At 60.4% G+C, this 12,676-nt stretch carries 12 protein-coding genes and 1 riboswitch; of the genes, 3 read left to right on the top strand and 9 right to left on the bottom strand.

Annotated features, from left to right (window positions below):
* Positions 1-37: 37 nt before the first annotated feature.
* A riboswitch (SAM riboswitch) is annotated at positions 38-116 on the top strand.
* A 45-nt stretch (positions 117-161) separates the two neighbouring features.
* A complete protein-coding gene (locus tag NBG89_RS00790) occupies positions 162-1,346 on the top strand; it encodes an O-succinylhomoserine sulfhydrylase (RefSeq protein WP_431321307.1) in 1,185 nt (394 codons plus the stop codon).
* A gap of 199 nt (positions 1,347-1,545) precedes the next feature.
* A complete protein-coding gene (gene apaG, locus NBG89_RS00785) occupies positions 1,546-1,938 on the top strand; it encodes a Co2+/Mg2+ efflux protein ApaG (protein ID WP_431321306.1) in 393 nt (130 codons plus the stop codon).
* A 3-nt stretch (positions 1,939-1,941) separates the two neighbouring features.
* On the opposite strand, the gene NBG89_RS00780 is transcribed toward apaG, so the two are convergent.
* From NBG89_RS00780 to NBG89_RS00770, 3 genes are all read right to left on the bottom strand, one after another.
* Positions 1,942-2,937 (bottom strand): Hsp33 family molecular chaperone, encoded by a 996-nt coding sequence (locus NBG89_RS00780; protein WP_431321305.1) that lies wholly within the window; start codon positions 2,935-2,937, stop codon positions 1,942-1,944.
* Positions 2,938-3,029: 92 nt separating this feature from the next.
* Positions 3,030-3,947 (bottom strand): ornithine carbamoyltransferase, encoded by a 918-nt coding sequence (gene argF / locus NBG89_RS00775; protein ID WP_431321304.1) that lies wholly within the window; start codon positions 3,945-3,947, stop codon positions 3,030-3,032.
* A gap of 42 nt (positions 3,948-3,989) precedes the next feature.
* Positions 3,990-5,186 (bottom strand): aspartate aminotransferase family protein, encoded by a 1,197-nt coding sequence (locus tag NBG89_RS00770; RefSeq protein ID WP_431321303.1) that lies wholly within the window; start codon positions 5,184-5,186, stop codon positions 3,990-3,992.
* A 428-nt stretch (positions 5,187-5,614) separates the two neighbouring features.
* Between NBG89_RS00770 and NBG89_RS00765 the strand changes: the two genes are divergently transcribed.
* Positions 5,615-6,148, top strand: a complete 534-nt coding sequence (locus tag NBG89_RS00765; RefSeq protein WP_431321302.1) for a GcrA family cell cycle regulator — start codon at positions 5,615-5,617, stop codon at positions 6,146-6,148.
* 98 nt (positions 6,149-6,246) lie between these two features.
* Here the strand turns inward: NBG89_RS00765 and phoB are convergent, their stop codons facing one another.
* The 6 genes from phoB to NBG89_RS00735 all read right to left on the bottom strand — a co-directional run bounded on the left by phoB (position 6,247) and on the right by NBG89_RS00735 (position 12,538).
* Positions 6,247-6,930 carry a phosphate regulon transcriptional regulator PhoB gene (gene phoB, locus NBG89_RS00760; protein WP_016552616.1) on the bottom strand — a complete coding sequence of 228 codons (684 nt, stop codon included), beginning with the start codon at positions 6,928-6,930 and terminating at the stop codon, positions 6,247-6,249.
* A gap of 36 nt (positions 6,931-6,966) precedes the next feature.
* Positions 6,967-7,680, bottom strand: a complete 714-nt coding sequence (gene phoU / locus NBG89_RS00755) for a phosphate signaling complex protein PhoU (RefSeq protein ID WP_007796220.1) — start codon at positions 7,678-7,680, stop codon at positions 6,967-6,969.
* Between the two features lie 43 nt (positions 7,681-7,723).
* The gene (pstB, locus tag NBG89_RS00750) at positions 7,724-8,539 is read right to left on the bottom strand and encodes a phosphate ABC transporter ATP-binding protein PstB (RefSeq protein ID WP_431321301.1); all 816 of its coding nucleotides are present in this window, start codon (positions 8,537-8,539) and stop codon (positions 7,724-7,726) included.
* Between the two features lie 14 nt (positions 8,540-8,553).
* On the bottom strand, positions 8,554-9,876 hold the full coding sequence (pstA, locus tag NBG89_RS00745) for a phosphate ABC transporter permease PstA (RefSeq protein WP_431321300.1): 1,323 nt from the start codon (positions 9,874-9,876) through the stop codon (positions 8,554-8,556).
* Positions 9,873-11,354 carry a phosphate ABC transporter permease subunit PstC gene (gene pstC, locus NBG89_RS00740; RefSeq protein ID WP_431321299.1) on the bottom strand — a complete coding sequence of 494 codons (1,482 nt, stop codon included), beginning with the start codon at positions 11,352-11,354 and terminating at the stop codon, positions 9,873-9,875. Before pstC ends, pstA begins: the two co-directional genes overlap by 4 nt.
* 149 nt (positions 11,355-11,503) lie before the next feature.
* Complete coding sequence (locus NBG89_RS00735; RefSeq protein ID WP_431321298.1) at positions 11,504-12,538, bottom strand: substrate-binding domain-containing protein; 1,035 nt, start codon at positions 12,536-12,538, stop codon at positions 11,504-11,506.
* Positions 12,539-12,676 lie beyond the last annotated feature (138 nt).

Raw genomic sequence — 12,676 nt, 5'->3', positions numbered from 1 at the left:
CGAGGAATTGACGCAAGCATAGAACGGCAGTATTGCAGCTTTATCCCGTGGTGATTTGGCCGGTCGGCTTGCAGCCACGTTAAACAAGTGGCTAAAAGGACCGGGTGCAAAACCGGTCTGCTTTCGCGGCCGGTTTTTTTGTTGTTTGAAAGTGGTGATTCATGAGCAAGACCTGGCGCCCGGCAACCCAACTCGTCCACGGCGGTTCGCTGCGTTCGCAGTATGGCGAGACATCCGAAGCAATCTACCTCACGCAGGGCTTCGTCTATGAAAGCGCGGAAGCGGCGGAAGCACGTTTCAAGGGCGAGACGGACGGCTACATCTACGCCCGTTACGGCAGCCCGACCAACGACATGTTCGAGAAGCGCATGTGTGCGCTCGAAGGTGCGGAGGAAGCCCGCGCCACGGCCTCGGGCATGGCAGCCGTCACCGCTGCAATCCTCTGCCAATTGAAGGCAGGCGACCACATCGTTGCGGCCCGCGCACTTTTCGGCTCGTGCCGCTGGGTCGTGGAAACGCTCGCGCCGAAATACGGCATCGAGTGCACACTGGTCGATGGTCGCTATCTTGAGAACTGGGAAAAGGCGATCCGCCCGAATACGAAGGTGTTCTTCCTGGAAAGCCCGACCAATCCGACGCTTGAGGTGATCGATATCGCTGGCGTTGCGAAGCTCGCCAACCAGATCGGCGCCAAGGTCGTGGTCGACAACGTCTTCGCCACCCCGATCTTCCAGAAGCCGCTCGAACTCGGTGCCCATATCGTCGTCTATTCGGCAACCAAGCACATCGACGGCCAGGGCCGCAGCCTCGGCGGCGTCATCCTCTCCGACCGGGAATGGGTCAACGAAAACCTGCAGGACTACTACCGCCACACCGGCCCGGCGATGTCGCCGTTCACCGCATGGACGTTGCTCAAGGGCCTCGAAACGCTGCCCCTTCGCGTCAAGCAGCAGACTGAAAATGCGTCGAAGATCGCCGACTTCCTGGCCGATCAGCCGAAGGTCGCCAAGGTCATCTATCCCGGCCGCAAGGACCACCCGCAGGCCGACATCGTCACCAAGCAGATGAAGGGCGGCTCGACGCTTGTCGCCATCGAGCTCAAGGGCGGCAAGGAAGCGGCCTTTGCGCTGCAGAATGCACTGCAGGTGGTCAAGATCTCCAACAATCTGGGCGACGCCAAAAGCCTGATCACGCACCCGGCAACGACGACGCACAAAAACCTCAGCGATGAGGCGCGTGCTGAACTCGGTATCTCCGGCGGCACCGTTCGTCTTTCCGCGGGCATCGAAGACACCGACGACCTGATCGAGGACTTCGCCCAGGCGCTCGCCAAAGTGAACGCCTGATCAGCCAAATGTCGGCCGGATTGACGCAAATCCGGCCGACAGTCCTCTGCTCTTGCCGCAAGCAAGGCGGTCAAAAGTTGGACTTAACACGCGAAACTTCTTGCCATTACAGGCATTTCGGACGTGATCGACTATCGGTTTATTGACGGATCGGCCGTCGTATAAGATACCGGTAACGTATGTTGACTATGGTGTAGGCATGTACCGCGCCCTTACACGAGACATTGAAGTCGTCGTCGAACCCTTTTATCTGGAGGAGCAATCCGATCCGGACGACGATCGCTATGTCTGGGGCTACAAGATCGTCATCAGCAACAATTCCGACACGACCGTGCGGCTGGTGAACCGTTATTGGAATATCACCGATCAGAACGGGATCGTCGACGAGGTCACCGGCGCCGGCGTTGTTGGAGAACAGCCACGGCTCGCGCCCGGCGATACCTATGAATATTCCTCGGGCTGCCCGCTCGACACGCCATCCGGGCTGATGTTCGGCCACTATCAGATGGAAACCGATGAAGGCGAGCTTTTCAATGTCGAAATACCCGCCTTCTCGCTGGATTCGCCAGGGCTACTCAGGGTCCTGAACTGAGCGTTACTCAGCGGCCTCTGCCACCTCTTCCACTTCGAAGCGATAGGTCGTCGAGCAAAATTCGCAGGTGACCGAAATTGTGCCGTCTTCCTGGCTGGCATCAATTTCTTCTGCCGAGAAGCCTTTGAGAACGCCCTTGATCTTCTCACGGGAACAACTGCAACGATCGAAGACCTCGCGCGGTTCGTAGACGCGAACGCCGCGCTCGTGGAACAGCCGGTAAAGCAGTCGCTCGGTGCCGACCTGCGGATCGGTCAATTCGTCGGCATCGATCGTGTCGACGAGGGAGCGGGCTTCAGCCCAGGCATCGTCTTCCTTGTGGGAGCTGCCTGTTGTGTCGCCATCGCCGCCGTGAAGATCCGGCTGGCGCATGCGCTCCGGCGCTTCCGGCAGAAACTGGGCAACAAGCCCCCCCGCCCGCCAGCGGTGGCGCGGCTTGCCGGCCTCGTCGCGGTCGAAGAGTTCTGCTGCGGCAAGACGTACCCGCGTCGGGATCTGCTCCGATTGGCGGAAATAGGTGCCGGCAATCTCCTCCAGCGTCGCCCCGTCGAGCGCAACGATGCCCTGGTAGGGTTGGCTGAATTTGCCCTGATCGATCGTAAAGGCCAGCATGCCCTTGCCGAGCAGCTGTTCGGGTTCAACCTGTCCGGCGGCAATGGCCTTGTCGAGGAGACCCTGATTGAAGCGCGCGTAGGCGCGCACGTTCTCCGGTGTCGAGAAATCGCAAACCAGCAGGTCGACCGGGCCATCGCCCTTGGTCTGCACCGTGAACTTGCCTTCAAATTTCAGCGACGTGCCGAGCAGCACCGTCAACACGACGACTTCGGCAAGAAGCCGCGCAACAGGGGCAGGATAGCGATGACGCTCAAGGATCGCGTCCAGCATCGGGCCGAGCTGGACAGCGCGACCGCGCACATCCAGGCCCTCCACCTGAAAAGGAACGACATGATCATCGCCGGCGAAATTGAATTCGCCGAGGGTGGCTGCAGATTCTGCCATGGTCTTCTCCTTGTCTGAGAGCGGCAGACAAGAGTGTCCATCCGCTCGCGCGGCCACTGGCCCTTCGGGCCCGATGTGGCGTCCAGTATGGTTCAGATCGCGCCCAGGCACCAAGCAAGAATCGACTTCTGCGCATGAAGACGGTTTTCCGCTTCATCGAAGACCACGGATTGCGGGCCGTCGATCACCTCGTCCGTGACTTCCTCACCACGATGGGCGGGCAGGCAATGCATGAACAATGCATCCTTGTCGGCCTGCGCCATCAAAGCCGCGTTGACCTGATAAGGCTGGAAGACGTTGTGACCCCGGGCCCGATGTTCCTGATTCATGGAGACCCAGGTATCGGTCACCACGCAATCGACGCCAGCGACCGCGTGGTCTGCATCATGGCAAAGCATGATTTCGGCGCCCTCATTGCGGGCCCAGTTCAAATAGTGATCCTTTGGCTCGGAGCCAAGGGGGACCGCCATATTCATGCGATAGCCGAAACGCGCAGCCCCTTCGACAAGCGAATGCAGCACGTTGTTGCCGTCGCCGGTCCAGGCGATCGTCTTGCCCTTGATCGGACCGCGATGCTCCTCGAAGGTCATGATGTCCGCCATGATCTGGCACGGATGTGTATCATCGGTCAGCGCATTGATAACGGGAACCGTTGCGTGTTCGGCAAGCTCCAGCATACGGGCATGATCGGTCGTGCGGATCATGATTGCATCGACATAACGTGACAATACCTTTGCCGTATCGCCGATGGTCTCGGCGCGGCCGAGCTGCATCTCGGTGCCCGACAGGAACAGCGTCTCGCCGCCGAGCTGGCGCATGCCGACGTCGAAGGAGACGCGGGTACGGGTCGACGGCTTTTCGAAGATCATCGCCAGCATCTTGCCGGCGAGCGGCTTGTCGCCCTGCCCGGCCTTGAAGGCCTGCTTGCGTGACATCGCGTCATTCATGATGAGCCGTAGGTCGGATGCCGTGACGGCGGAGAGATCGAGGAAGTGTTTTGGGGAAGCCATTGTCTTTACCTATCACGCCCGCCTTGCGACAGGCACTGTCCATTAAGCCGTCTTTTTGACCTTCGAAGCACGCACGCCTTCGGCGGCGCGTTCGAGGCGGGCAAGGCCCTCGCGGGCTTCGTCGGCTGTGACGACCAGGGGCGGCAAAAGACGAATGACGTTGTCACCGGCGGGCACTCCGAGCAAATGCGCGTCACGGATCGCCTGCAGCAACTCGGAGGACGGCACGGCGGCCTTGACGCCAAGCAGCAGCCCCTCGCCGCGAACGTCCTCGATGATATCAGGATAGCGATCCTTGAGCGAGGCCAGCCCCTGGCGGAAGACCAGCGAGACGTCGCGCACCTGCTGCAGGAAGCCGTCCGCAAGGATCACGTCGAGTACGGCGCTGCCCACAGCCATGGCAAGCGGATTGCCGCCATAGGTAGAGCCATGCGTGCCAGCCTTCATACCGGAAGCCGCTTCCGCCGTCGCAAGGCAGGCGCCGAGCGGGAAGCCGCCGCCGATGCCCTTGGCAACTGCCATGATGTCAGGGGTGGCGCCGGACCATTCGTGCGCAAAGAGCTTGCCTGTGCGGCCGACGCCGGTCTGCACTTCGTCGAAGATCAGCAACAGGCCGTGCTCGTCGCAGATTGCGCGGAGCGCCTTTAGAAAGGCGTTGGTCGCCGGGCGAACGCCGCCTTCCCCCTGAATAGGCTCGATGAGGATCGCGGCTGTCTCGCTTGTAATAGCGGCGCGCACGGCATCGAGATCGCCGAAAGGAACCTGATCGAAGCCAGGAGCCTTCGGACCGAAGCCTTCAAGGTATTTCTCCTGCCCCCCGGCAGCGATCGTCGCCAGCGTGCGGCCATGGAAGGCGCCTTCAAAGGTGATGATATGGAATCGCTCGGGATGGCCCTTTGAAAACTGGTAGCGGCGCGCGGTCTTGATCGCGCATTCCAGAGCTTCCGCGCCGGAGTTCGTGAAGAACACCTTGTCGGCGAACGTCGCCTCGGTCAGCCGCTTCGCGAGCGCTTCCTGACCGGGGATCTCATAAATATTGGACAGGTGCCAGACCTTATCAGCCTGCTCCTTCAGCGCACCCACCACATGCGGATGGCCGTGGCCGACGGAGGTCACGGCAACGCCTGCGCCGAAATCAAGATATCGCTCGCCCGTTTCGGTGATCAGCCACACGCCTTCTCCTCGCTCGAACCGCAGCGGGGCACGAGAGTAGGTGTCGTAAAGCGCGGCTTCAGCCATGGCGCGATCTCCTGTCAACATTCATCAGCGGCCGGACTCCGGCTAAGGAACGCAGTGTCCGAAAATTAAAAATGCCGCCTTTCGGCGGCAAGCAGCACTATTTACTTTTCGCACTGCAATGTCAACAAAACTGAGGTTTTCCCGCACGCGTCAAGCTGCCATCCGAAGGTGGCCGACCTATCAACAACTAATGTTGCATAAATGACTCTCACGCCCAGCAAGTTGGGGAAAACTTGAAATTCGATTCGCCGAGATTCAACCGACTCTTGTCACGGAGTCAGCCTCACACTAGGTTAAAACTCAATTACTAGACTGCATGCGGCGGAACTAGTCACCAAAATCGAGCAAGCGTTTCTTGCCTCGGATGCGTCCGGGGCAACGGTGAAGGATTCTGCCTGCACCAACGCTAATAAGGCGGAGACAGGGGCATGAACTGGACAGACGAGCGCGTTGAAAAACTGAAGAAGCTGTGGTCCGAGGGACTGAGCGCCAGCCAGATCGCAGCACAACTTGGCGGTGTAAGCCGCAACGCTGTCATTGGCAAAGTCCACCGTTTGAGTTTGCCGGGCCGTGCCAAGGCCGGGGGCACGACGACAACGGTCAGAACGCCCAAGCGCACCACCTCGGCGCCGCGCGCTCCGAACTATGCATCGCGCGTCACCACGCGTACCGTCACCCGCCAGCAGGGTGCAACGATGCTGAAGGAAGAGATCGAGATCGACGCGATCGAGCAAGTCAGCTTCCGTCCGGCCGCGAATGTGGTCGTTCCGATTTCGCGTCGCCTTGGCCTGACCGAACTGACCGAACGCACCTGCAAGTGGCCGGTCGGCGATCCGCTGAAGGACGACTTCCATTTCTGCGGCTGCGAGTCCCCGGATTCCTCCCCGTATTGCACCTACCATCAGCGCATGGCCTACCAGCCGGTCAACGAGCGCCGCAAGGCCGCCAACCGGGTCGCCTGACCCGGAAGCCGGATAAGGAACAAGAAAACGGGCCTTCGCAGGCCCGTTTTTTTGTTGAGGCGGTGATCGAAGCCCTTTCAAGCTTTCGCCTGAAAGGACTAAGCTTCCATGGAATATCCGGCGCCGCGAACGGTGCGGATGACGTCCTGCATGTTGGAAAAGTTCAGCGCCTTGCGCAGGCGACCGACGTGCACGTCGACGGTGCGTTCGTCCACATAGATATCGTGACCCCAGACGCCGTCGAGAAGCTGCGAGCGCGAGAAGACGCGGCCGGGCGATGCCATCAGGAATTCGAGAAGCCGGAACTCGGTCGGGCCGAGGCGGACCTCGCGGCTCTTGCGATGAACGCGATGCGTCTCGCGATCGAGTTCGATATCGCCGCATTTCAGCAGCGTCGAGAGGACTTCGGGTTTGGCTCGGCGAAGCATCGCCTTGACGCGAGCAACGAGCTCCGGCGTCGAGAACGGCTTGACCACGTAATCGTCGGCACCGGTTGAGAGGCCGCGAACGCGTTCGCTTTCCTCGCCGCGAGCCGTCAGCATGATGATCGGCAGGCGCTCGGTTTCCGGCCGCATACGCAGGCGTCGGCAGAGTTCGATGCCGGATACGCCCGGCAGCATCCAATCGAGGATCAAAATGTCCGGCGTGCGTTCCTGCAACCGGATCTCGGCCTCGTCGCCGCGAAGGATGGTATCGACCTCAAAACCTTCAGCCTCGAGGTTATAGCGAAGAAGCACGCTCAGTGCCTCTTCGTCTTCAACGACAGCTACTTTGGGGATCATTCGTTTCGGTCTCCTGGGGGCGCGGTCGCGGAACGATTATTCAGTGACTGCGCCGACGGTGTTGGCGGTATCGTCCTTCGGACGTTCGCCTTCCGGCTGGGCACCGGTGGCCATGTAGTAGATGGTTTCGGCAATATTGGTTGCGTGGTCGCCGATGCGCTCGATGTTCTTCGCGCAGAACAGGAGATGCGTGCAGCTGGTGATGTTGCGCGGATCTTCCATCATGTAGGTAAGCATCTCGCGGAATAGCGAGGTGTACATCGCGTCGATTTCCTCGTCGCGCTCACGGATCGACTTTGCCTTGTCAGCAGCGCGGCTCGTATAAACGTCGAGAACTTCCTTGAGCTGGACCAGCGCCAGCTCCGAGAGGTGCTCGAGGCCACGGGCGAGCTTACGCGGCACACCGGCGCTCTGGACGGCAATGACGCGCTTGGCAGTGTTCTTGCCGAGATCGCCGACGCGCTCGAGGTCTGCCGCTATTCGAATGGAGCCCATGATCTCGCGAAGGTCGGCCGCCATCGGCTGGCGGCGCGCAATCGTGACAATGGCCTTGTCGCCGATCTCGCGTTCGGCGTGGTCAAGGATCACGTCGTCGGAGATGACCTTCTGGGCGAGAGCCGTATCGCCGTTGACGAGGGCGCGAACGGCATCCGAGACCATCTGCTCGGCCAAGCCGCCCATTTCCGAAATGCGGCGGGACAGGAACTTCAAATCATCGTCGTACGCAGAAAAGATATGTGTCGATGCCATAGGGATCATCCTTGAATATCGTGAGTGCTACCGAAACGGCCGATCAACCGAAGCGGCCCATGATGTAGTCCTGGGTGCGTGGGTCGTCCGGGTTGGTGAACATCTTGTCGGTATCATTCTCCTCGACGAGGTTGCCGAGGTGGAACATGGCGGTTCGCTGCGAAACGCGGGCGGCCTGCTGCATCGAGTGCGTCACGATGACGATCGTGTAGTTCTCTCGGAGTTCGTGGATCAGTTCCTCGACCTTTGCCGTGGCGATCGGATCGAGTGCCGAGCACGGCTCGTCCATCAGGATCACTTCCGGGCTGACGGCAACAGCGCGGGCGATGCAGAGGCGCTGCTGCTGGCCACCGGAAAGACCAGTGCCGGCTTCATGAACGCGATCCTTTACCTCGTTCCACAGACCGGCGCGCTGCAGGCTGATTTCGACGATCTGGTCCATGTCGGCCTTCGTCTTGGCGAGACCGTGGATGCGCGGGCCGTAGGCCACATTTTCATAGATCGTCTTTGGGAACGGATTTGGCTTCTGGAACACCATGCCGACGCGGGCACGCAGTTCCACCACGTCGATATCCGGATCGTAGATATCTTCGCCGTCGAGCGTGATCTTGCCGGTCACGCGGCAATTGTCGATCGTGTCGTTCATACGGTTCAGGCTGCGCAGGAACGTGGACTTGCCGCAACCCGATGGTCCGATGAGGGCCGTCACCGTGTTTTCGCGGATGTTCAGCTTCACATCGAAAAGCGCGCGCTTCTCGCCGTAGTAAACCGAGACGTCCTGGCCGATCATCTTGTAGGGAATGGTATTCATCTTCCGATCAACCGCTTTCTCAACTGCTGCTTCCGTCAACATATTCATAATGTCTACTCCGTTTACCAGCGGCGCTCAAAGCGACGACGCAAGAGAATGGCTCCGAGGTTCATGACAATCAGGAACAGGAGCAGGACGATGATGGCACCCGATGTACGCTCGACGAAGGCGCGCTCGGCTTCGTTGGCCCACATATAGACCTGCACCGGCAGGGCCGTCGAAGGCTCCATCGGCGTTGCCGGAGCGTTGGCAACGAAGGCGACCATGCCGATCAGGAGGAGCGGCGCGGTCTCGCCCAGCGCGTGCGCCAGGCCGATAATGGTGCCGGTCAGGATGCCGGGCATCGCCAGCGGCAGAACGTGGTGGAAAACCATCTGCATCTTGGAGGCGCCGAGGCCCAGGGCAGCCGCCCGGATCGACGGCGGCACGGCGCGAAGTGCTGCGCGAGTGGCGATGATGATCGTCGGCAAGGTCATCAGCGTCAACACGAGACCGCCGACCAGCGACGCAGAGCGCGGCAGGCCTGCAAAGTTGATGAAGACAGCAAGACCGAGCAAGCCGTAAACGATCGAGGGAACGGCTGCGAGATTGTTGATGTTCACCTCGATCAGGTCCGTGAGCTTGTTCTTCGGGGCGAACTCTTCAAGGTAAATCGACGCTGCAACGCCGATCGGCAGCGCGAGAACAAGCACGATCAGCATCAGGTAGAGCGAGCCAATCAGCGCGACCCCGAGACCGGCGGCTTCAGGACGGCTGGAGTTGCCGTTGACGAAAAGGCCGGTGTTGAACTTCTTGTGCAGTGCGCCACTCTCGGCCAACTGGTGCATCCAGCCAACCTGCTTATCGTTGACCTTGCGGTTCTTTTCGTCGACCTTGAGGTCGATCTGACCCTTGTTGGCAGAGTCGATGTTGGCGTCGGCAAGCAGCGTTACGTTGACGGTCTTGCCGATCAGCGACGGATCGGCAACGACCATGTCACGCAACTGGATCGGCGCCCCTTTGGAGACCATCGCAGTCGCGTCACGGACATCCGGACGGCTCGACGGATTGAGGTTCAGTACCTTGATCATCGCGTCGCGGATGAGAACCGGGTAGTTCGCAGCGACCAGTACGGACGGGTCAGCCGCTCGCTTGTTATTCGGATCAAGTACCTTCTCGCTGAATTCGATCGGCAACGTGATCGCCGTCTGCTGAAAGGCCGTGTAGCCCTTGCTGACAATGCTCGTCAGCAGGATCGCCAGGAAGATCAGGCCAAAGGAGATCGCGCCTATGCCGTAGGCACGGAACCGGCGTTCAGCGGCATAGCGACGCTTCAGGCCGATATCACGACGTTCCGGCGCCTTCGAAACGACAACGCCCGGAACCGGAGAAACAATATCCGTCATTCGTACTGCTCCCGGTATTTGCGCACGATGTAGAGCGCGTAGATGTTGAGGCAAAGCGTGATGCAAAACAGCGTGATGCCAAGCGCGAAGGCGACCAGCGTCTGCGGCGAGGTGAACTCCAGGTCACCGGTCAGCTGGTTGACGATCTTTACCGTCACTGTCGTCATCGGCTCGAACGGATTGAGCTGGATGCGCGCGGCAACGCCGGCCGCCAACACGACGATCATGGTTTCGCCGATGGCACGCGATGCAGTCATCAAAAGCGCACCGACGATCCCGGGCAGCGCTGCGGGAAGCACGACCTTCTTGATCGTTTCCGAGCGCGTCGCGCCGAGACCGAGCGAACCATCGCGGAGCGCACGCGGCACGGCGGTAATGATATCGTCCGACAGCGACGATACGTATGGGATCAGCATGATGCCCATGACGATACCCGCCGTCAGAACGCTCTGTGCCTGAATGAAGTTCGTGTAATTGCCGGAGAGCAGGCCGCTCACTTGCGACGATAGATCGCGCAGGAACGGCCCAACGGTGACAAGGGCGAAGAAGCCGTAAACGATCGTCGGAATGCCGGCGAGGACTTCGAGCAGTGGCTTAGCGATCGACCGGACCCTGGGAGCAGCGTACTCGGCCATGTAGATCGCCGCGAAAAGGCCGACGGGCACCGCGACCAGCATTGCAACAAAGCCGATGTAGAGCGTCCCGAGCAACAGCGGGATCAGGCCGAACTGTCCGAAGGACGAGCTGCCTGCACCGGCAAAGCGCGGATCCCACACCGTTCCGAAGAAGAAGTCTGGGGCAGGAACGGCTGCGAAGAAGTGGGCTGCCTCCGTCAGCATCGACAGAACGATGCCGATCGTCGTCAGGATGGCGATCGAAGATGCCAAAAGGAGACCCCAGAGCATGACGCGCTCGACGCGGTTTCGTGCCCGGAACCGCGGCGCGACCTCCCGAAGCGCATAGAATGCGCCGGCTACTGCAAGGACGAGAACGATCGCCGTCATCACGAGGCGGCTGGAGCCGGATTCAGTATTCAGCTTCTGTGCTGCCACAATCATGTAGGGCTGCGGCTGGCCGGCGAGCGGAACTCCCTTCGCAGCAAGCTTTGCCTGGAGGCCCGCCGGATCGCTGGCAGCACTGCTGATCTCATCGGTGGTGAGCATCGGCAGGCCACGCGCGATCGCGCTGACCATACCGTAGTTCAAGTTCTGCTGCGCAGCAGGCTGCGCTTTGATTTCATCCGGGAACGCGCCGCGTACCGAGGTTTCAATGATGGAAGGACTGATCGCTAGCCAGGCGCAAAGCACAATCAGGGCTGGCAGGATCGCCCAGATGGCGGCATAGGCACCATAGTAGCCCGGTCGTGAATGCAGCGCAGAGGACTTGCCTCCGACCAGTGCCGTAGCGCGGCTGCGGGCTGCCAGAAAGGCAACGGCGCCCAACACCACGAGGCACAGGAGTATGACGGATGTACTCATTCGTAAGGTCCCCGGGCCCTCTGACCTCAAAAGCGGAAACGGCAGGCGGACCGATCCGGCTCCCAATCATGGAGAATTTCAGATGCCGTCCGCTATGGCGCAGACAAGCAATGCCGGCGCGATCTTCAAGATCGCGCCGGCAAAGGTCATTACATGGTCTTGCCGTCCTCAATGCTCTTACGGATCGCGTCGCGCTCTGCGTCCGGAGCGGCAACAAGGCCGTATTCAGCGAGCGGGCCGTCCGGGCCGATCATCTGGTCGGAAGCGAAGAAGTTGACGTATTCCTTCAGGCCCGGGATGACGCCGAGGTGTGCCTTCTTGACGTAGAAGAACAGCGGACGCGAAACCGGGTAGGTGCCGTTCGAGATGGTCTCGGTCGACGGAACGATACCGTTGACGGTCGCAACCTTCAGCTTGTCGGCGTTGTTTTCATAGAAGGACAGGCCGAAGACGCCGACGCCGGTCTTGTTGGCAGCGATGCGCGCCAGCGTTTCCGGATAGTCGCCGTCGATGTCGACAGCAGCGCCGTCCTTACGGACTGCGACGCAAGCCTTGGTCTGAGCAGCAGCGTCAGGGATCGAAGTCTTGATGACGTCGAGAGCGCCGGAAGCCTTGCAGCCTGCTGCGAGAACGTTCTGTTCGAAGACTTCGCGCGTGCCGTGCTTTTCGCCCGGGATGTAGGCAGCAATGTCAACAGCCGGGAGCTTCGGATTGACTTCCGACCACTTCTTGTACGGGTTGGCGACGAGCTTGCCGTCAACGACGACCTGAGCGGCCAGAGCCTTGTAGATGTCGGCTGGGACGTAGGCAACGTCCGGGTTGGACGAGTCGGTAGCAAAGACGATGCCGTCGTAGCCGATCTTGACTTCCTGGATGTCGGTTACGCCGGCTGCCTTGCAGGCGTCCAGTTCCTTGGCGTTGATCGGACGCGAAGCGTCAGCGACGTCGATGGTGTCAGGGCCGACGCCCTTGCAGAATTCCTTGAGGCCAGCGCCCGTGCCGCCGGATTCAACGACCGGCGTCTTGAAGTCCTTGAAGGTTTCGCCGAAGGTTTCGGCAACGATCTTGGCGTAAGGCAGGACGGTGGACGAGCCAGCGACCTGAACCTGGTCGCGAGCAACGGCCGCGCCAGCGAAAGCGGCGGAAGCGGCAAGTGCTGCGACCGTGAGTTTAAAAGCGTTCATAACAATCTCCCGGGCATATTGCGGTCTGAGTGCGGCCTTTAGCGGCCTTCGGCGGTGCCGTCTTATCAGCGGCACGCTCTCTTTAGCCCCTGATGACTAGAGCTTTTATGTCAATTCGATGAAACATTTGTGACAGTC

The sequence above is a fragment of the Rhizobium sp. YTU87027 genome, assembly GCF_050644135.1.
GTDB lineage: Bacteria > Pseudomonadota > Alphaproteobacteria > Rhizobiales > Rhizobiaceae > Rhizobium.
The sequence above is the reverse complement of the archived record's forward strand: the minus strand, read 5'-3'. Positions and strand labels throughout refer to the sequence as shown.

Coding starts and splice junctions, on each gene's coding strand:
- NBG89_RS00790 (WP_431321307.1), top strand. CDS start 162: ATGAGCAAGACCTGGCGCCCGGCAACCCAACTCGTCCACGGCGGTTCG.
- apaG (WP_431321306.1), top strand. CDS start 1,546: ATGTACCGCGCCCTTACACGAGACATTGAAGTCGTCGTCGAACCCTTT.
- NBG89_RS00780 (WP_431321305.1), bottom strand. CDS start 2,937: ATGGCAGAATCTGCAGCCACCCTCGGCGAATTCAATTTCGCCGGCGAT.
- argF (WP_431321304.1), bottom strand. CDS start 3,947: ATGGCTTCCCCAAAACACTTCCTCGATCTCTCCGCCGTCACGGCATCC.
- NBG89_RS00770 (WP_431321303.1), bottom strand. CDS start 5,186: ATGGCTGAAGCCGCGCTTTACGACACCTACTCTCGTGCCCCGCTGCGG.
- NBG89_RS00765 (WP_431321302.1), top strand. CDS start 5,615: ATGAACTGGACAGACGAGCGCGTTGAAAAACTGAAGAAGCTGTGGTCC.
- phoB (WP_016552616.1), bottom strand. CDS start 6,930: ATGATCCCCAAAGTAGCTGTCGTTGAAGACGAAGAGGCACTGAGCGTG.
- phoU (WP_007796220.1), bottom strand. CDS start 7,680: ATGGCATCGACACATATCTTTTCTGCGTACGACGATGATTTGAAGTTC.
- pstB (WP_431321301.1), bottom strand. CDS start 8,539: ATGAATATGTTGACGGAAGCAGCAGTTGAGAAAGCGGTTGATCGGAAG.
- pstA (WP_431321300.1), bottom strand. CDS start 9,876: ATGACGGATATTGTTTCTCCGGTTCCGGGCGTTGTCGTTTCGAAGGCG.
- pstC (WP_431321299.1), bottom strand. CDS start 11,354: ATGAGTACATCCGTCATACTCCTGTGCCTCGTGGTGTTGGGCGCCGTT.
- NBG89_RS00735 (WP_431321298.1), bottom strand. CDS start 12,538: ATGAACGCTTTTAAACTCACGGTCGCAGCACTTGCCGCTTCCGCCGCT.